Annotated in this window: 26 protein-coding genes and 1 pseudogene; all 27 read left to right on the forward strand. The window is 63.6% G+C overall.

Translation table 11 applies throughout. From position 1 onward, the window contains the following. Window positions 1-1,857, forward strand: a 1,857-nt coding sequence (gene fusA, locus QM612_RS10840) for an elongation factor G (protein WP_415253901.1), incomplete at its 5' end; no start/stop codon positions are given. A gap of 73 nt (window positions 1,858-1,930) precedes the next feature. Continuing rightward, complete coding sequence (tuf, locus tag QM612_RS10845) at window positions 1,931-3,121, forward strand: elongation factor Tu (protein ID WP_415253902.1); 1,191 nt, start codon at window positions 1,931-1,933, stop codon at window positions 3,119-3,121. Window positions 3,122-3,622: 501 nt separating this feature from the next. Then, window positions 3,623-3,934, forward strand: a complete 312-nt coding sequence (gene rpsJ / locus QM612_RS10850; RefSeq protein ID WP_005408208.1) for a 30S ribosomal protein S10 — start codon at window positions 3,623-3,625, stop codon at window positions 3,932-3,934. 11 nt (window positions 3,935-3,945) lie between these two features. Then, window positions 3,946-4,602 (forward strand): 50S ribosomal protein L3, encoded by a 657-nt coding sequence (gene rplC, locus QM612_RS10855; RefSeq protein WP_415253903.1) that lies wholly within the window; start codon window positions 3,946-3,948, stop codon window positions 4,600-4,602. A gap of 2 nt (window positions 4,603-4,604) precedes the next feature. After that, window positions 4,605-5,207 (forward strand): 50S ribosomal protein L4, encoded by a 603-nt coding sequence (rplD, locus tag QM612_RS10860; RefSeq protein WP_415253904.1) that lies wholly within the window; start codon window positions 4,605-4,607, stop codon window positions 5,205-5,207. After that, entirely contained in the window at window positions 5,204-5,503 is a 300-nt protein-coding gene (gene rplW / locus QM612_RS10865; protein ID WP_415253905.1) for a 50S ribosomal protein L23, read from the forward strand. The genes rplD and rplW overlap by 4 nt, the downstream gene beginning before the upstream one ends. A 10-nt stretch (window positions 5,504-5,513) precedes the next feature. Beyond that, complete coding sequence (gene rplB, locus QM612_RS10870) at window positions 5,514-6,341, forward strand: 50S ribosomal protein L2 (protein ID WP_415253906.1); 828 nt, start codon at window positions 5,514-5,516, stop codon at window positions 6,339-6,341. A 6-nt stretch (window positions 6,342-6,347) separates the two neighbouring features. After that, entirely contained in the window at window positions 6,348-6,617 is a 270-nt protein-coding gene (gene rpsS / locus QM612_RS10875) for a 30S ribosomal protein S19 (RefSeq protein ID WP_415253907.1), read from the forward strand. Window positions 6,618-6,627: 10 nt separating this feature from the next. Continuing rightward, a complete protein-coding gene (gene rplV, locus QM612_RS10880) occupies window positions 6,628-6,963 on the forward strand; it encodes a 50S ribosomal protein L22 (protein WP_415253908.1) in 336 nt (111 codons plus the stop codon). 2 nt (window positions 6,964-6,965) lie between these two features. Continuing rightward, on the forward strand, window positions 6,966-7,724 hold the full coding sequence (gene rpsC, locus QM612_RS10885) for a 30S ribosomal protein S3 (protein ID WP_415253909.1): 759 nt from the start codon (window positions 6,966-6,968) through the stop codon (window positions 7,722-7,724). Window positions 7,725-7,727: 3 nt separating this feature from the next. Beyond that, window positions 7,728-8,141, forward strand: coding sequence for a 50S ribosomal protein L16 (gene rplP, locus QM612_RS10890; protein ID WP_415253910.1), 414 nt, complete (start codon window positions 7,728-7,730; stop codon window positions 8,139-8,141). Beyond that, window positions 8,141-8,344, forward strand: coding sequence for a 50S ribosomal protein L29 (gene rpmC / locus QM612_RS10895; RefSeq protein WP_415253911.1), 204 nt, complete (start codon window positions 8,141-8,143; stop codon window positions 8,342-8,344). The genes rplP and rpmC overlap by 1 nt, the downstream gene beginning before the upstream one ends. Before the next feature lie 12 nt (window positions 8,345-8,356). After that, the gene (gene rpsQ, locus QM612_RS10900) at window positions 8,357-8,620 is read left to right on the forward strand and encodes a 30S ribosomal protein S17 (RefSeq protein ID WP_415253912.1); all 264 of its coding nucleotides are present in this window, start codon (window positions 8,357-8,359) and stop codon (window positions 8,618-8,620) included. A 13-nt stretch (window positions 8,621-8,633) separates the two neighbouring features. Continuing rightward, on the forward strand, window positions 8,634-9,002 hold the full coding sequence (gene rplN, locus QM612_RS10905) for a 50S ribosomal protein L14 (protein ID WP_139715739.1): 369 nt from the start codon (window positions 8,634-8,636) through the stop codon (window positions 9,000-9,002). A 17-nt stretch (window positions 9,003-9,019) separates the two neighbouring features. Continuing rightward, window positions 9,020-9,334: a 50S ribosomal protein L24 gene (gene rplX, locus QM612_RS10910; protein WP_415253913.1), complete on the forward strand. Its 315-nt coding sequence runs from the start codon at window positions 9,020-9,022 to the stop codon at window positions 9,332-9,334. A gap of 1 nt (window position 9,335) precedes the next feature. Further along, the gene (gene rplE, locus QM612_RS10915) at window positions 9,336-9,878 is read left to right on the forward strand and encodes a 50S ribosomal protein L5 (protein WP_415253914.1); all 543 of its coding nucleotides are present in this window, start codon (window positions 9,336-9,338) and stop codon (window positions 9,876-9,878) included. 9 nt (window positions 9,879-9,887) lie between these two features. Then, complete coding sequence (gene rpsN, locus QM612_RS10920; RefSeq protein WP_415253915.1) at window positions 9,888-10,193, forward strand: 30S ribosomal protein S14; 306 nt, start codon at window positions 9,888-9,890, stop codon at window positions 10,191-10,193. A 163-nt stretch (window positions 10,194-10,356) separates the two neighbouring features. After that, window positions 10,357-10,752: a 30S ribosomal protein S8 gene (rpsH, locus tag QM612_RS10925; protein WP_415253916.1), complete on the forward strand. Its 396-nt coding sequence runs from the start codon at window positions 10,357-10,359 to the stop codon at window positions 10,750-10,752. 13 nt (window positions 10,753-10,765) lie between these two features. Further along, window positions 10,766-11,293 carry a 50S ribosomal protein L6 gene (rplF, locus tag QM612_RS10930; RefSeq protein ID WP_415253917.1) on the forward strand — a complete coding sequence of 176 codons (528 nt, stop codon included), beginning with the start codon at window positions 10,766-10,768 and terminating at the stop codon, window positions 11,291-11,293. 42 nt (window positions 11,294-11,335) lie between these two features. Further along, window positions 11,336-11,689, forward strand: coding sequence for a 50S ribosomal protein L18 (rplR, locus tag QM612_RS10935; protein WP_415253918.1), 354 nt, complete (start codon window positions 11,336-11,338; stop codon window positions 11,687-11,689). A 160-nt stretch (window positions 11,690-11,849) separates the two neighbouring features. Then, window positions 11,850-12,389 carry a 30S ribosomal protein S5 gene (rpsE, locus tag QM612_RS10940; protein ID WP_415253919.1) on the forward strand — a complete coding sequence of 180 codons (540 nt, stop codon included), beginning with the start codon at window positions 11,850-11,852 and terminating at the stop codon, window positions 12,387-12,389. Next, entirely contained in the window at window positions 12,382-12,567 is a 186-nt protein-coding gene (rpmD, locus tag QM612_RS10945; protein ID WP_415253920.1) for a 50S ribosomal protein L30, read from the forward strand. The genes rpsE and rpmD overlap by 8 nt, the downstream gene beginning before the upstream one ends. Before the next feature lie 4 nt (window positions 12,568-12,571). Continuing rightward, a complete protein-coding gene (rplO, locus tag QM612_RS10950) occupies window positions 12,572-13,009 on the forward strand; it encodes a 50S ribosomal protein L15 (protein ID WP_415253921.1) in 438 nt (145 codons plus the stop codon). 6 nt (window positions 13,010-13,015) lie between these two features. After that, on the forward strand, window positions 13,016-14,368 hold the full coding sequence (gene secY, locus QM612_RS10955; RefSeq protein ID WP_415253922.1) for a preprotein translocase subunit SecY: 1,353 nt from the start codon (window positions 13,016-13,018) through the stop codon (window positions 14,366-14,368). A gap of 330 nt (window positions 14,369-14,698) precedes the next feature. Next, window positions 14,699-15,055 (forward strand): 30S ribosomal protein S13, encoded by a 357-nt coding sequence (gene rpsM, locus QM612_RS10960; RefSeq protein WP_415253924.1) that lies wholly within the window; start codon window positions 14,699-14,701, stop codon window positions 15,053-15,055. Between the two features lie 12 nt (window positions 15,056-15,067). Continuing rightward, window positions 15,068-15,460 carry a 30S ribosomal protein S11 gene (gene rpsK, locus QM612_RS10965; protein WP_415253923.1) on the forward strand — a complete coding sequence of 131 codons (393 nt, stop codon included), beginning with the start codon at window positions 15,068-15,070 and terminating at the stop codon, window positions 15,458-15,460. A 19-nt stretch (window positions 15,461-15,479) separates the two neighbouring features. Then, window positions 15,480-15,681, forward strand: a pseudogene (gene rpsD / locus QM612_RS10970) (30S ribosomal protein S4); the annotation flags it as partial.

Raw genomic sequence — 15,681 nt, forward strand, 5'->3', positions numbered from 1 at the left:
CCCGGGCACGTTGACTTCACCATCGAAGTCGAGCGCTCGCTGCGCGTGCTCGACGGCGCGGTGTTCGTGCTGTGCGCCGTGGGTGGCGTGCAGCCGCAGTCCGAAACCGTGTGGCGTCAGGCCAACAAGTACCACGTGCCGCGCATCGCGTTCGTCAACAAGATGGACCGCACCGGTGCCAACTTCTACAAGGTGCGCGACCAGCTGAAGGCGCGCCTGGGTGCGGTGGCCGTGCCGATGCAGGTGCCGATCGGTGCCGAAGACGGCTTCGAGGGCGTGGTTGATCTGCTGAAGATGAAGGCCATCCATTGGGATGTCGCCTCGCAGGGCCTGAACTTCGAATACCGCGACATCCCGGCTGAGCTCAAGGCCAAGGCCGAGGAAGAGCGCGCCTTCATGGTCGAGTCCGCCGCCGAAGCCAGCGAAGAGCTGATGGACAAGTACCTCAACGAGGGTGACCTCACCGAGGAAGAGATCATCGCCGGTCTGCGCGACCGCACCCTGAAGACCGAGATCGTGCCGATGTTCTGCGGCTCGGCGTTCAAGAACAAGGGCGTGCAGGCCATGCTCGATGGCGTGGTCAACCTGCTGCCGTCGCCGGTCGATGTGCCGCCGGTGAAGGGCGTGGATGTCGATGACGAGACCAAGGAGCTGACCCGCGAGTCCAGCGACAAGGCCCCGTTCTCGGCGCTGGCGTTCAAGATCATGACCGACCCGTTCGTGGGTTCGCTGACCTTCTTCCGCGTCTATTCCGGCACGCTGAACGCCGGCGATGCCGTGCTGAACTCGGTCAAGGGCAAGAAGGAGCGCATCGGCCGCCTGCTGCAGATGCACTCCAACAACCGCGACGAAATCAAGGAAGTGCTGGCGGGCGACATCGCCGCCGCGGTGGGCCTGAAGGATGTCACCACCGGTGACACCCTGTGCTCGCAGGATGACCCGATCGTGCTGGAGCGCATGGCGTTCCCCGAGCCGGTGATCTCGATGGCGGTGGAGCCGAAGACCAAGTCCGACCAGGAAAAGATGGGCAACGCCCTGAGCCGTCTGGCGCAGGAAGACCCCAGCTTCCGCGTGCGTACCGACGAGGAATCCGGCCAGACCATCATCTCCGGCATGGGCGAGCTGCACCTGGACATCATCGTTGACCGCATGAAGCGCGAGTTCAACGTCGAAGCCAACGTCGGCAAGCCGCAGGTGGCCTATCGCGAAACCATCCGCAAGTCGGACGTGAAGAGCGACTACAAGCATGCCAAGCAGTCGGGCGGCAAGGGCCAGTACGGCCATGTCGTGATCGAGCTGTCGCCGATGACCGATGCCGACAAGCAGAACCCGGATGTCAAGGACGATTTCCTGTTCATCAACGAAATCACCGGCGGCGTGATTCCGAAGGAGTTCATCCCGGCGATCGAAAAGGGCATGCGCGAAACCATCACCAGCGGCCCGCTGGCTGGCTATCCGGTGGTGGGCGTCAAGGTCAAGCTGGTGTTCGGCTCGTACCACGACGTTGACTCGTCGGAAATGGCGTTCAAGCTGGCTGCCTCGATGGCGTTCAAGGAAGGCTTCCGCAAGGCCAACCCGGTGCTGCTGGAGCCGATCATGAAGGTCGAGATCGTCAGCCCCGAGGATTACCTCGGCGACGTGATGGGCGACGTGAGCCGTCGCCGCGGCGTGCTGCAGGGCCAGGACGACAGCCCCTCGGGCAAGATCATCAACGCGATGATCCCGCTGGGCGAAATGTTCGGCTACGCGACCTCGCTGCGTTCGATGTCGCAGGGCCGCGCGACCTTCTCGATGGAGTTCGACCACTACGAAGAAGCGCCGAACAACATCGCCGAAGCAGTCATCAAGAAGGCCTGATCCGGCTTCGTTTCAACACTATCCCGCCGCGCGGCATGCGCGGCGGACCACACACAGAGCAAGGTGAATCAACATGGCAAAGGGTAAGTTCGAGCGCACCAAGCCCCACGTGAACGTGGGCACGATCGGTCACGTGGACCACGGCAAGACGACGCTGACGGCGGCGCTGACGAAGGTGGGCGCGGAGCGTTTTGGCGGCGAGTTCAAGGGCTATGACGCGATCGACGCGGCACCGGAAGAGAAGGCACGTGGCATCACGATTTCGACCGCGCACGTGGAATACGAATCGGCCAACCGCCACTACGCCCACGTGGACTGCCCGGGCCACGCCGACTACGTGAAGAACATGATTACCGGCGCAGCGCAGATGGACGGCGCGATCCTGGTGTGCTCGGCCGCTGACGGCCCGATGCCGCAGACCCGCGAACACATCCTGCTGTCGCGTCAGGTGGGCGTGCCGTACATCGTCGTGTTCCTGAACAAGGCCGACATGGTGGATGACGCCGAACTGCTCGAGCTGGTCGAGATGGAAGTGCGTGAACTGCTGAGCAAGTACGACTTCCCGGGCGACGACACCCCGATCATCGCGGGCTCGGCCCGTCTGGCGCTGGAAGGCGACCAGTCGGACATCGGCGTGCCGGCGATCATCAAGCTGGTGGATGCGCTGGACAGCTGGATCCCGGAGCCGCAGCGCGACGTGGACAAGCCGTTCCTGATGCCGGTGGAAGACGTGTTCTCGATCTCGGGCCGCGGCACCGTGGTGACCGGTCGTATCGAGCGCGGCATCATCAAGGTCGGTGACGAAATCGAAATCGTCGGCATCCGTCCGACCCAGAAGACCACCGTGACCGGCGTGGAAATGTTCCGCAAGCTGCTGGACCAGGGTCAGGCAGGCGACAACGCCGGTCTGCTGCTGCGCGGCACCAAGCGTGACGACGTGGAGCGCGGCCAGGTGCTGTGCAAGCCGGGCAGCATCACCCCGCACACGGAGTTCGAGGCCGAGGTCTATGTCCTGTCGAAGGACGAAGGTGGCCGTCACACCCCGTTCTTCAAGGGCTACCGTCCGCAGTTCTACTTCCGCACGACGGACATCACGGGTGCCGTGACGTTGCCGGAGGGCGTGGAGATGGTGATGCCGGGCGACAACATCAAGATGGTGGTGAGCCTGATCAATCCGGTGGCGATGGACGAAGGCCTGCGCTTCGCGATCCGCGAAGGTGGCCGTACTGTCGGTGCCGGCGTGGTGGCGAAGATCATCAAGTGACGCACTGACGCCGGCGCGCAAGCGCGCCGGCCTTTGTCAGTGCGTCATCCACGCGAAGGCGGGGATCCAGCTTTTGGTCTTCGCAGCGTCATCCCCGCGCAGGCGGGGATCCAGCTCTCAAGTGCTTGAAAGCCAAGAACTAGATTCCCGCTTTCGCGGGAATGACGATCAAAAGCAATTTTGGGGCTTGCGCAGACCGAATTGACTCCGTTAGAATGCAAGACCCTCGCGGGATATGAGTCCTGCGAGGGTAGCGAAAGGAGGTGCAGGATGCGCCTCGTGTTCGCCAGACAGGGAAATGTCGCGCGGCAAGGCCTCGTCCGTTCCGGAAATCTCCGGAACATATCGGCGGGGCCTTTCGGCGCGTTCATGGATTCCTGATGCTGGCGGGCCGGGCAACCGGGTCGCCAGTTCGTTTTAAAGCATTACCCGTTGTTTCCACGGGGTGCGGCGCAACAGACGCCGTCGCACCTGTCGCTCTTTAGATACGAGGCACTCCTCATGGCGGACCAGAAGATTCGCATCCGGCTGAAGGCGTTCGATCATCGACTGATCGACCGTTCGGCCAGCGAGATCGTCGAAACGGCCAAGCGGACCGGCGCGCAGGTGCGCGGCCCGATCCCGCTGCCGACCAAGATTGAACGCTACACCGTGCTGGTGTCGCCGCACGTCGACAAGGACGCGCGCGACCAGTACGAAACCCGCACGCACAAGCGCGTGCTCGACATCGTTGACCCCAACGACAAGACCGTGGACGCGCTGATGAAGCTCGAACTCGCGGCTGGCGTTGATGTCCAGATCAAGTTGACCTGAGGAGACCGCAGATGAGCGCGAAGAAGTATTCGCTCGGCATCGTCGGTCGCAAGGCCGGCATGAGCCGCATGTTCACCGAGGATGGCAAGTCCGTGCCGGTGACCCTGATCGAAGCCACGCCGAACCGCATCACCCAGATCAAGACGCCGGATACCGACGGCTACAGCGCCGTGCAGGTGACTGCTGGCGTCAAGCGTGCCAGCCTGCTGAACAAGCCTGCCGTTGGTCATCTGGCCAAGGCCAAGGTGGAAGCCGGTCGCGGCCTGTGGGAGCTGCGCGTGGAAGCCGACCAGATCGGTGGCTATGAAGTGGGCGGCGAGATCAAGGCCGACATCTTCAGCGAAGGCCAGATGGTTGATGTCCAGGGCGTGACCAAGGGCAAGGGCTTCCAGGGCACGATCAAGCGCTGGAACTTCACCATGGGCGATGCGACGCACGGCAACTCGCTGTCGCACCGTTCGCCGGGTTCCATCGGCCAGCGCCAGACGCCGGGCCGCGTGTTCCCGGGCAAGAAGATGGCCGGCCACATGGGCCACGTCACCCAAACCACGCAGGGCCTGCGGGTCGTGAAGGTTGATGCCGAGCGCGGCCTGATCGCCGTGCGTGGTGCCGTCCCGGGTGCGCCGGGTGGCGACGTGATCGTGCGCCCGACGAGCAAGGGAGTCTGATCATGGAACTCAACATCAATAACGGAAAGACCCTGCCGGTCTCCGATACCGTGTTCGGTCGCGAGTTCAACGAGGATCTGGTGCATCAGGTCGTCGTCGCCTACCGCAACGCCGGTCGCGCCGGCACCAAGGCGCAGAAGACCCGCGCCGAAGTGAACGGCACCACCAAGAAGTCGAAGAAGCAGAAAGGCGGCGGTGCGCGTCATGGCGCGCTGACGGCTCCGATCTTCGTCGGCGGCGGCGTGACCTTCGCGGCCAAGCCGCGCAGCTTCGCGCAGAAGGTCAACCGCAAGATGTACCGCGCCGCGATGGCCGCGATCCTGTCCGAGCTCAACCGCCAGGGCCGCATCACCGTGGTCGAGTCGTTCGATGTCGAAGCGGCCAAGACCAAGGGGCTGGTTGCCAAGCTGGCCGAACTCAAGGCCGGTCAGCGCCCGCTGATCGTCACCGAGGAAGCGTCCGACAGCCTGTATCTGTCCGCCCGCAACCTGCCTTACGTGCAGGTGCGTGACGTGCAGGGCCTGGATCCGGTCTCGCTGGTCGGCGCCGACACCGTGGTGGTCACCACCGATGCGGTGAAGAAGATCGAGGAGTGGCTGGCATGAGCACCAACAACGTGTACGAAGTGATCCGTGCGCCGCGTGTGTCCGAAAAGACCGCGCGCCTGCAGGAAGTCTCCAACCAGTACGTTTTCGAAGTCGCGAAGACTGCCACCAAGGCCGACATCAAGGTCGCGGTGGAAAAGATCTTCGACGTCAAGGTCGAAGCGGTGAACGTGGTGAACGTGAAGGGCAAGTCCAAGTCCTTCAAGTTCCGCCAGGGTCGTCGCGGCGATTGGCGCAAGGCATACGTCACGCTGGCCGATGGCCAGTCGATCGACGTGATGACGACCTCGGCCTGAGGAACCATTCATGGCACTGATGACATTCAAGCCCACCTCCGCCGGTCGCCGTAGCGCGGTCCGCGTGGTGACGCCGGGCCTGCACAAGGGCGCACCGCACGCTGCACTGCTCGAGAAGCAGGGCAAGTCCGGCGGTCGCAACCACCATGGCCGCATCACCACCCGCCACATCGGCGGCGGTCACAAGCAGCATTACCGCATCATCGACTTCAAGCGCGACAAGGAAGGCATCCCCGCCCGCGTCGAACGCATCGAGTACGATCCCAACCGCACCGCGCACATCGCGCTGCTGTGCTACGCCGATGGCGAGCGCCGCTACATCATCGCGCCGAAGGGCCTGAAGGCCGGCGACCAGGTGATCGCGGGCCGCGATGCGCCGATCAAGGCCGGCAATACCCTGCCGCTGCGCAACATCCCGGTCGGTTCGACGGTGCATTGCATCGAGATGAAGCCGGGCAAGGGTGCGCAGATCGCGCGTGCCGCCGGTGCCGGCGTGCAGCTGGTCGCCCGCGAAGGCGTCTATGCGATGCTGCGCCTGCGCTCCGGCGAGATGCGCAAGGTGCCGGCGGAATGCCGCGCCACCATCGGCGAAGTCGGCAACGACGAGCACAACCTCGAGAAGCTGGGCAAGGCCGGTGCCAAGCGCTGGCGCGGTGTCAGGCCGACCGTCCGCGGTGCGGCCATGAACCCGGTTGACCACCCGCACGGTGGTGGTGAAGCCAAGGCTGGCCAGGGCAACCCGCATCCGGTCACCCCGTGGGGCGTGCCGACCAAGGGTTACAAGACCCGCAAGAACAAGCGCACCCAGCAGTTCATCGTGCGCGACCGCAGGAGCTAATCGGCAATGGCACGTTCACTCAAGAAAGGCCCGTTCATCGACCACCACCTGCAGAAGAAGGTGGAGGCCGCGGGCAACAGCAAGAAGCCGATCAAGACCTGGTCGCGTCGTTCCACGGTGCTGCCGGAAATGATCGGGTTCACCATCGCCGTACACAACGGCAAGAACCACATCCCGGTGCTGATCAACGAAAACATGATCGGCCACAAGCTCGGCGAGTTCGCCCTGACCCGTACCTTCAAGGGTCACGGCGGCGACAAGAAGAGCGGGAAGTAAGGAGATGACCATGGAAGCGAAAGCCATCCTGCGCACCGCGCGCATCTCCCCGCAGAAGGCCCGTCTGGTCGCTGACCAGGTGCGTGGCCTGCCCGTGGCCCGCGCGCTCGACCTGTTGAAGTTCTCGGACAAGAAAGCCGCTGGCATGATCTACAAGGTCGTGTTCTCGGCAGCCTCCAACGCCGAAAACAACAACGGCGCCGACGCCGACGAACTGAAGGTCAAGACCATCATGGTCGATGAAGGTCCCGCACTGAAGCGCTTCATGGCGCGTGCGAAGGGCCGTGGCACGCGCATCCTGAAGCGCACCAGCCACATCACCGTGGTCGTGGGCGAGGGCAAGTAATCATGGGTCATAAAGTCAATCCGATCGGCATCCGCCTGGGCATCGCCAAGGACTGGAACTCCAAGTGGTATGCCGGCAAGAAGCAGTTCGCCGACTTCCTCGCTGCCGACCTCAAGGTCCGCGAGATGTTGCGCAAGAAGCTGGCCCAGGCCGGCATCAGCAAGATCCTGATCGAGCGTCCGGCCAATAACGCGCGCGTCACGATCCACACCGCCCGTCCGGGCGTGGTGATCGGCAAGCGTGGCGAGGACATCGAGAAGCTGCGCAAGGAAGTCTCCGACGTGATGGGCGTCCCGGCGCACATCAACGTCACCGAAGTCCGCAAGCCGGAACTCGACGCGCAGTTGGTGGCCGAGTCCATCGCCCAGCAGCTGGAGCGCCGCATCATGTTCCGCCGCGCCATGAAGCGTGCGGTGGGCAATGCGATGCGCCTGGGCGCGCTGGGCATCAAGGTCAACGTGGCTGGCCGCTTGAACGGTGCGGAAATCGCCCGTTCCGAGTGGTACCGCGAAGGCCGCGTGCCGCTGCACACCCTGCGCGCCGACATCGACTACGGCTTTGCCGAAGCGAAGACCACGTACGGGATCATCGGCATCAAGGTGTGGGTCTACAAGGGCGAGATCTTCGATTTCAGCCAGGTCGGCCAGGAAAAGCAGGACGACAGCCCGGCACCGCGCGGTGATCGTGGTGATCGTGAACGTCCGCGCGGCCCGCGCCGTGACCGTGGCGACCGCGCCGAGCGCGGCGAAGCGAGGGAATAAACAATGCTGCAACCCAAGCGAACCAAATACCGCAAGGTCCACAAGGGCCGCAATGAAGGCCTGAGCTGGAACGGCAATGCCGTGAGCTTCGGCGAGTTCGGCCTGAAGGCAACTGCTCACGGCCAGCTCACCGCCCGCCAGATCGAGGCCGCGCGTCGTTCCATCAGCCGTTACGTCAAGCGTGGCGGCAAGATGTGGATCCGCGTGTTCCCCGACAAGCCGATCACCAAGAAGCCGATCGAAGTCCGCATGGGCTCCGGTAAGGGCAACGTGGAGTACTGGGTGGCCCAGATCCAGCCCGGTCGCATGATCTACGAGATCGAGGGCGTGAGCGAAGAGGTGGCGCGCGAGGCGTTCCGCCTGGCCGCCGCCAAGCTCTCGGTCACCACCACTTTCGTGACCCGGACGGTGCGCTGATGGAACTCAAGCAACTGCGTCAGAAGTCGGCGGACGAACTGAAGGCCCATCTGGTCGAACTGCAGAAGGAGCGCTTCGCGCTGCGCATGCAGAAGGCCACCGGCCAGCTGCCCCCGTCCAAGACCAATGAGCCCCGCCGCGTGCGCCGCGAGATCGCTCGCGTCAACACGCTGCTCGGCGCGCTGCAAAGCGCGGCGAAGTAAGGAACGGCAGACATGACAGAACAAACCAAGAAGCTGCACACGGTCGAAGGCCGGGTCGTCAGCAACAAGATGGACAAGACCGTGACGGTGCTCGTGGAGCGTCAGGTCAAGCACGCGTTGTACGGCAAGTACATCAAGCGCTCGACCAAGCTGCACGCCCACGACGCCGAGAACTCCTGCAACGAGGGCGATACCGTCCGCGTGGCAGAGTGCGCGCCGATGTCCAAGACCAAGAACTGGCGCGTGGTGGAAATCCTCGCGCGCGCCGCCGACTAAGGGAGAGACAGCCATGATCCAGATGCAGAGCTTTCTCGATGTCGCTGACAACTCCGGTGCCAAGGAGCTGATGTGCATCAAGGTGCTGGGTGGTTCCAAGCGCCGTTATGCCGGCATCGGCGACATCATCAAGGTGTCGGTGAAGGACGCGATTCCGCGTGGCAAGGTCAAGAAGGGCGACGTCTATGACGCCGTGGTGGTGCGCACCCGCAAGGGCGTGCGCCGTGCCGACGGCTCGCTGATCCGCTTCGACGGCAATGCCGCCGTGCTGCTGAACAACAAGCATGAACCGATTGGCACCCGCATCTTCGGGCCCGTGACCCGCGAGCTGCGCTCCGAGAAGTTCATGAAGATCGTCTCGCTCGCCCCCGAAGTGCTGTGAGCGGAGAGGACTAAGACATGAACCGTATCAAGAAAGGCGATCAAGTGATCGTCACCACCGGCAACAAGAAGATCAAGGGTCAGACTGGCGAAGTGCTGCGCGTCGATGGCGAGCGCGTGTACGTCTCCAACCTGAACCTGGTCAAGCGCCACACCAAGCCGAACCCGCAGGCCGGCAATCCCGGCGGCGTGATCGAGCGCGAGGCGTCGATCCACATTTCCAACGTGATGTTGCTCAACCCGGCCACCGGCAAGGGCGAGCGCACCGCCATCAAGACGCTGGGGGATGGAAAGCGCATCCGCGTGTTCCGCTCCAGCGGCGAGGCCATCTGACATGACGACCCGACTCGAAAAGTTCTACAAGGACGAAGTGGTGCCGAAGCTGATGCAGCAATTCGGCTACACCAATCCGATGGAAGTGCCGAAGCTGACCAAGATCACGCTGAACATGGGCGTGGGCGAAGCGGCGACCAACAAGAAGGTGCTGGAAAACGCGGTGGCCGACATGGCCAAGATCAGCGGCCAGAAACCGCAGGTCACCAAGTCGCGCGTTTCGGTGGCTTCGTTCAAGATCCGCGACGGTTGGCCGATTGGTGCCAAGGTGACCCTGCGCCGCGCCAAGATGTACGAGTTCCTCGACCGTCTCATCAACATCTCGCTGCCGCGCGTGCGTGACTTCCGCGGCGTGTCGGGCCGTTCGTTCGATGGCCGCGGCAACTACAACATGGGCGTGAAGGAGCAGATCATCTTCCCGGAGATCGACTTCGACGCCGTTGACGCGATGCGCGGCATGGACATCGCCATCACCACCACCGCGAAGACCGACGCCGAGGCCAAGGCCCTGCTCGAAGCCTTCCGCTTCCCGTTCCGCAACTAAGGACCCGTCATGGCCAAGACTTCCATGATCAACCGCGAAGCCAAGCGCGCCAAGCTGGCCAAGCAGCACGCCGCCAAGCGCGACGCGCTGAAGAAGATCATTTCCAGCCAGGATGCGTCCTACGAGGACAAGATGGTTGCCGCGACCAAGCTGCAGAAGCTGCCGCGCGACTCTTCGCCGTCCCGCCAGACCACCCGCTGCGCCCTGACCGGTCGCCCGCGCGCCGTCTACAGCAAGTTCGGCCTGGGCCGCAACAAGCTGCGCGAAGCCACCATGCGTGGTGACGTGCCGGGCCTGCGCAAGGCCAGCTGGTAACAAAAAATCCCTGCTATACTGGGCGGCTCCCGCCTTGATGGCAGGTTGAACCCGGGCTCGCAGCGATGCGGGCCCGTGGTTGCGTCGAACACCGGCAACGGTGCCCACAACAAGACAGATTTTCGCGAAAGCGGATATCGGTGCTACTCATCAGGAACTTTCCATGAGCATGACTGATCCCATCGCCGACATGCTGGTTCGCATCAAGAATGCGGCCGCTGTTGGCAAGCAGACGGTGAAGATGCCGTCCTCCAGGACCAAGGTTGCAATTGCTGACGTCCTCAAGGGCGAGGGCTACATCGCCGATGCCCGCGTCACCCAGAACGGTGCCAAGGCCGAGCTTGAAATCGCCCTGAAGTACTACGAAGGCAAGCCGGTCATCGAAACCCTGAAGCGCGTGTCGCGCTCGGGCCTGCGCCAGTATCGCGGCAAGGACGCGCTGCCCAAGGTCCTGAACGGCCTGGGCATCGCCATCATTTCCACCTCCAAGGGCATCATGACCGACACGCAGGCGCGCCAGCAGGGCGTCGGCGGTGAAGTCCTGTGCATCGTGGCCTAAGGGAGATACAGACATGTCCCGAGTTGCCAAGAAGCCGATCACTCTTGCCAAGGGTGTCGAAGTCAACGTCCAGCCGGACACCATCAGCGTCAAGGGCCCGAAGGGTACCCTGAGCGTGGCCAAGCCGGCCGGCATCGAAATCAAGATCGAAGACGGCAATGCACAGCTGTCGGCCAACGATCCGTCGCTGGTGCCGCTGACCGGCACCCTGCGCGCGATCGTCGCCAACATGGTGCATGGCGTGTCCACCGGCTTTGAGCGCAAGCTCGAGCTGGTCGGCGTGGGTTACCGCGCTGCGGCCCAGGGCAAGGATCTGAACCTGTCGCTGGGTTATTCGCACCCGGTGGTGTTCACCGCGCCGGAAGGCATCACCATCACCACCCCGACCCAGACCGAAATCCTGGTTGCCGGCGCCGACAAGCAGCTGGTGGGTGAAGTTGCCGCCAAGATTCGTGGCTACCGCCCGCCGGAGCCCTACAAGGGCAAGGGCGTGAAGTATTCCGACGAGACCATCATCCGCAAGGAAGCCAAGAAGGCGTAATCCTTCGGGACAACGCGCTTTCAGCTTTCGGAGACAAAGACCATGGAAAAGAAGATCGCCCGCCTGCGCCGCGCCAAATCCACCCGCGCGCGCATCCGCGAACTCGGCGTGCCGCGCCTGTCGGTGCTGCGCACCGGCCAGCACCTGTACGCCCAGCTGTTCACTGCCGACGGTTCCAAGGTGCTGGCTTCGGCCGCAACCGTCGAAGCCGAGGTCAAGAACGGCCTGAAGAACGGCAAGAACAAGGACGCCGCCGCCAAGGTGGGTCAGGTCATCGCCGAGCGCGCCAAGGCTGCGGGCATCGAGAAGGTCGCGTTCGACCGCTCGGGCTACCGCTACCACGGCCGCGTCAAGGCGCTGGCCGATGCCGCCCGTGAGGGTGGCCTGCAGTTCTGATGCTTGCAGGCATGGGGCTTTGGCCCCATGCCGTTTCTCCCTGCCGATGCGGGCTTGCATCGGACGCCTTCGCCGGTTGCGGCGCTGGTGGAACACCCGCAACACCACACAACCATAAGCGGCTGCGCCGCAAATCCCATTCAAACACGAGTACATCGAAATGGCAGAACAACGCGAACCGCGTGGCCGCGACCGCAATCGCGAACGCGAAGAGATCGATGACGGCATGATCGAAAAGCTGATCGCGGTCAACCGCGTCAGCAAGACCGTCAAGGGTGGTCGCCAGTTCACCTTCACCGCGCTGACGGTGGTGGGTGATGGCGCAGGCAAGGTCGGCTTCGGCTATGGCAAGGCGCGCGAAGTGCCGGTGGCCATCCAGAAGTCGATGGAATACGCCCGCAAGAACATGAGCACTGTCGATCTGAACAACGGCACCCTGTTCCATGCCGTGAAGGCCGGCCACGGCGCTGCTCGCGTCTATATGCAGCCGGCGTCGGAAGGTACCGGCGTGATCGCCGGCGGTGCGATGCGCGCCGTGCTGGAAGCAGTGGGCGTGAAGAACGTGCTGGCAAAGGCGGTTGGTTCGCGCAACCCGATCAATCTGGTGCGCGCCACGGTCAAGGGTCTGGAGGCGATGCATTCGCCGTCGAAGATCGCGGCCAAGCGCGGCAAGAAGCTGGAGGATCTGATCCATGGCTAATGACAAGACCATCAAGGTTCGCCTGGTCAAGGGCTTGCGCGGTACCCAGTCGCATCACCGCCTGTCGGTGAAGGCGCTGGGCCTTGGCAAGCTGGGCAGCGTGCGCGAACTCAAGGACAGCCCGCAGGTTCGCGGCCTGATCAACAAGGTCCACTACCTGGTCCAGGTCGAGGAGTAATCGCATGAAACTCAATACACTCAAGCCCGCCGATGGTGCCCGTCAGGAAGCCCGCCGCGTTGGTCGCGGTATCGGTTCCGGCCTTGGCAAGACCTGTGGGCGTGGCCACAAGGGTTCGTTCGCGCGCGCCGGCAAGGGCAAGATCAAGGCCGGTTTCGAAGGCGGCCAGATGCCCATGTACATGCGCCTGCCGAAGATCGGCTTCCATTCGAAGCTGAAGGCCGACATCGCCGAAGTGATGCTGTACAAGCTGGACAGCCTGCCGGCTGGCGATGTGGATTTCGCCGCGCTGAAGGCCGCCAAGCTGGTGCCCAGCACCGCCAAGCGCGCCAAGATCGTCGCCAAGGGTGACGTGAGCAAGGCCTTCGTGCTGAAGGGCATCGCTTCGACCGCTGGTGCCAGGGCCGCAATCGAAGCCGCCGGCGGCAAGCTGGCGGAGTAAGCACGGATGTCGCGAAACGCGGGAGCGTTGTCGGGTTTGGCCGGCGCGGGCAAGTTCACGGAACTGCGCTCGCGCCTGCTGTTCGTCGTGGGCGCGTTGATCGTCTATCGCATCGGCTGCTACATCCCGGTGCCGGGCGTCAACCCGGAGGCGATGCTGCAGCTGATGGAGTCGCAGAAGGGTACCGTGGTGGACATGTTCAACATGTTCTCCGGCGGTGCGCTTGCGCGCTTCAGCCTGTTTGCGCTGAACGTGATGCCGTATATCTCGGCGTCGATCGTGGTCCAGCTGATGACCCAGATCCTGCCGAGCTGGAAGGCGATGTCGAAGGAAGGCGAGTCCGGTCGCCGCAAGATCACCCAGTATTCGCGCTATGGCGCGGTGTTGCTGGCAATCTTCCAGGCAGCCGGCATCGCGATTGCCTTGCAGAAACAGGGATCAGGTAGCGGTATCCCGGTTGTCTATAGCCCTGGTTTCGGCTTCGTCGCAACCGCTGTGGTGTCGCTGACCGCAGGCACCATGTTCCTGATGTGGCTGGGCGAGCAGGTGACCGAGCGCGGCATCGGCAATGGTGTTTCACTCATCATCTTCGCCGGCATCGTCGCCGGCCTGCCGGGCGCGGTGCTCAACACCTTGCAGCAGGCCAGCAGCGGCAACATGCAGTGGATCACGGTGCTCATCATCCTGGCCATCGTGCTTGGCTTCACCTGGTTCGTGGTGTTCGTCGAGCGGGGTCAGCGCCGGATCACGGTGAACTACGCACGCCGTCAGGGTGGCCGCGGTTCGTACATGAACCAGAGCTCGTTCCTGCCGCTCAAGCTCAACATGGCGGGCGTGATCCCGCCGATCTTCGCGTCGTCGATCATCATGTTCCCGGCTACGGCTTCGACCTGGTTCGGCCAGTCGGGCGGCACCGGTACGGTGTGGCTGCAGAAGGTCAGCCAGATGTTGTCGCCGGGTGAACCGCTGCACATGGTGCTGTTGAGCGCGTTGATCATTGGTTTTGCGTTCTTCTACACCGCGCTGGTGTTCAACTCGCAGGAAACCGCAGACAACCTGAAGAAGTCGGGCGCGCTGATCCCGGGTATCCGCCCCGGCAAGGCGACCGGCGAGTACATCGACGGCGTGCTGACACGCCTGACGCTGGCGGGTGCGATCTATCTGGTGCTGGTCTGCCTGTTGCCGGAAATCATGCGCACCAAGCTGGGTACCTCGTTCTACTTCGGTGGCACGTCGCTGCTGATCGTGGTGGTGGTGGTGATGGACTTCATTGCGCAGATCCAGGCGCATCTGATGTCGCACCAGTACGAGAGCCTGCTGAAGAAGGCGAATCTGAAAGGCGGGTCGCGGACTCGTTGATGTATTGATGGGTGGGGAAAGCCCCACCCGATGAACAACCGCCGAGCCGGGCATCGTGCCCCGGCTGGCAAATGGGCGACTCGCGCGGCGGTTCCGGGCGCGGGTGGCACCGGACCGATCCGCGCGCCGGAGTAGCGCGCGGGCAGGCCGACCCCTTCGGGGCCGGCGCTGCCAGTCCGGGGCTGTCGCCGGAGCATGGGCACACTCCCCATGCCGGGCTCGCATCCTTCGGGATGGGGGCTTCCTGAATTGCCGGAATCCCGCTACAATTTCGTGTTCACCGCGCCGGATTGGAAGATTCGGTGCCAATTCGTTATCGGAGATCGCCTTATGGCGCGTATTGCAGGCGTCAACCTGCCTGCCCAGAAGCATGTCTGGGTCGGGCTGCAAAGCATCTACGGCATTGGCCGTACCCGTTCCAAGAAGGTCTGTGAATCGGCCGGTGTCAGCTCGAACACCAAGATTCGTGACCTGTCCGAGCCGGAAGTCGAGCGCCTGCGCGCCGAAGTCGGCAAGTACGTCGTCGAGGGCGACCTGCGTCGTGAAGTCGGCATGGCAATCAAGCGCCTGATGGATCTGAGCTGCTATCGCGGCCTGCGCCATCGTCGCGGCCTGCCGCTGCGTGGTCAGCGCACCCGGACCAATGCACGTACCCGCAAGGGTCCGCGCAAGGCCATCAAGAAGTAAGGAATCCAGACCATGGCCAAGCCGGCTGCAACCAAGACCAAGAAGAAGGTCAAGCGCGTCGTCACCGACGGCATCGCGCACGTCCACGCTTCGTTCAACAACACCATCGTCACCATCACCGACCGCCAGGGCAATGCGCTGAGCTGGGCGACTTCCGGCGGCGCGGGCTTCCGCGGTTCGCGCAAGTCCACCCCGTTCGCCGCGCAGGTCGCCGCCGAAAAGGCCGGCAAGGCCGCGCTGGACTACGGTGTGAAGGCGCTGGAAGTGCGCATCAAGGGCCCGGGCCCGGGGCGTGAGTCCGCTGTTCGTTCGCTGAACAACGTGGGCTACAAGATCATCAACATCATCGACGTGACGCCAATCCCGCACAACGGGTGCCGTCCGCCGAAGAAGCGTCGCGTCTGACGCCGGGGAGCACAAGAACATGGCTCGTTATATCGGTCCCACCTGCAAGCTGGCACGTCGCGAAGGCGCAGACCTTTCGCTGAAGTCGCCTGCTCGCGCCCTCGATTCGAAGTGCAAGCTGGAGCAGAAGCCCGGCCAGCACGGCGCCAACGCCCGCAAGGGCAAGCTGTCCGACTACGCCACCCAGCTGCGCGAGAAGCAGAAGGTCAAGCGTATCTACG

This window comes from Thermomonas sp., from assembly GCF_047606765.1.
Classification (GTDB): Bacteria; Pseudomonadota; Gammaproteobacteria; order Xanthomonadales; family Xanthomonadaceae; genus Thermomonas.

What these genes read in the sequence shown, in the direction of transcription:
- tuf (WP_415253902.1), top strand. Translation starts at nt 1,931, where the DNA reads ATGGCAAAGGGTAAGTTCGAGCGCACCAAGCCCCACGTGAACGTGGGC.
- rpsJ (WP_005408208.1), top strand. Translation starts at nt 3,623, where the DNA reads ATGGCGGACCAGAAGATTCGCATCCGGCTGAAGGCGTTCGATCATCGA.
- rplC (WP_415253903.1), top strand. Translation starts at nt 3,946, where the DNA reads ATGAGCGCGAAGAAGTATTCGCTCGGCATCGTCGGTCGCAAGGCCGGC.
- rplD (WP_415253904.1), top strand. Translation starts at nt 4,605, where the DNA reads ATGGAACTCAACATCAATAACGGAAAGACCCTGCCGGTCTCCGATACC.
- rplW (WP_415253905.1), top strand. Translation starts at nt 5,204, where the DNA reads ATGAGCACCAACAACGTGTACGAAGTGATCCGTGCGCCGCGTGTGTCC.
- rplB (WP_415253906.1), top strand. Translation starts at nt 5,514, where the DNA reads ATGGCACTGATGACATTCAAGCCCACCTCCGCCGGTCGCCGTAGCGCG.
- rpsS (WP_415253907.1), top strand. Translation starts at nt 6,348, where the DNA reads ATGGCACGTTCACTCAAGAAAGGCCCGTTCATCGACCACCACCTGCAG.
- rplV (WP_415253908.1), top strand. Translation starts at nt 6,628, where the DNA reads ATGGAAGCGAAAGCCATCCTGCGCACCGCGCGCATCTCCCCGCAGAAG.
- rpsC (WP_415253909.1), top strand. Translation starts at nt 6,966, where the DNA reads ATGGGTCATAAAGTCAATCCGATCGGCATCCGCCTGGGCATCGCCAAG.
- rplP (WP_415253910.1), top strand. Translation starts at nt 7,728, where the DNA reads ATGCTGCAACCCAAGCGAACCAAATACCGCAAGGTCCACAAGGGCCGC.
- rpmC (WP_415253911.1), top strand. Translation starts at nt 8,141, where the DNA reads ATGGAACTCAAGCAACTGCGTCAGAAGTCGGCGGACGAACTGAAGGCC.
- rpsQ (WP_415253912.1), top strand. Translation starts at nt 8,357, where the DNA reads ATGACAGAACAAACCAAGAAGCTGCACACGGTCGAAGGCCGGGTCGTC.
- rplN (WP_139715739.1), top strand. Translation starts at nt 8,634, where the DNA reads ATGATCCAGATGCAGAGCTTTCTCGATGTCGCTGACAACTCCGGTGCC.
- rplX (WP_415253913.1), top strand. Translation starts at nt 9,020, where the DNA reads ATGAACCGTATCAAGAAAGGCGATCAAGTGATCGTCACCACCGGCAAC.
- rplE (WP_415253914.1), top strand. Translation starts at nt 9,336, where the DNA reads ATGACGACCCGACTCGAAAAGTTCTACAAGGACGAAGTGGTGCCGAAG.
- rpsN (WP_415253915.1), top strand. Translation starts at nt 9,888, where the DNA reads ATGGCCAAGACTTCCATGATCAACCGCGAAGCCAAGCGCGCCAAGCTG.
- rpsH (WP_415253916.1), top strand. Translation starts at nt 10,357, where the DNA reads ATGAGCATGACTGATCCCATCGCCGACATGCTGGTTCGCATCAAGAAT.
- rplF (WP_415253917.1), top strand. Translation starts at nt 10,766, where the DNA reads ATGTCCCGAGTTGCCAAGAAGCCGATCACTCTTGCCAAGGGTGTCGAA.
- rplR (WP_415253918.1), top strand. Translation starts at nt 11,336, where the DNA reads ATGGAAAAGAAGATCGCCCGCCTGCGCCGCGCCAAATCCACCCGCGCG.
- rpsE (WP_415253919.1), top strand. Translation starts at nt 11,850, where the DNA reads ATGGCAGAACAACGCGAACCGCGTGGCCGCGACCGCAATCGCGAACGC.
- rpmD (WP_415253920.1), top strand. Translation starts at nt 12,382, where the DNA reads ATGGCTAATGACAAGACCATCAAGGTTCGCCTGGTCAAGGGCTTGCGC.
- rplO (WP_415253921.1), top strand. Translation starts at nt 12,572, where the DNA reads ATGAAACTCAATACACTCAAGCCCGCCGATGGTGCCCGTCAGGAAGCC.
- secY (WP_415253922.1), top strand. Translation starts at nt 13,016, where the DNA reads ATGTCGCGAAACGCGGGAGCGTTGTCGGGTTTGGCCGGCGCGGGCAAG.
- rpsM (WP_415253924.1), top strand. Translation starts at nt 14,699, where the DNA reads ATGGCGCGTATTGCAGGCGTCAACCTGCCTGCCCAGAAGCATGTCTGG.
- rpsK (WP_415253923.1), top strand. Translation starts at nt 15,068, where the DNA reads ATGGCCAAGCCGGCTGCAACCAAGACCAAGAAGAAGGTCAAGCGCGTC.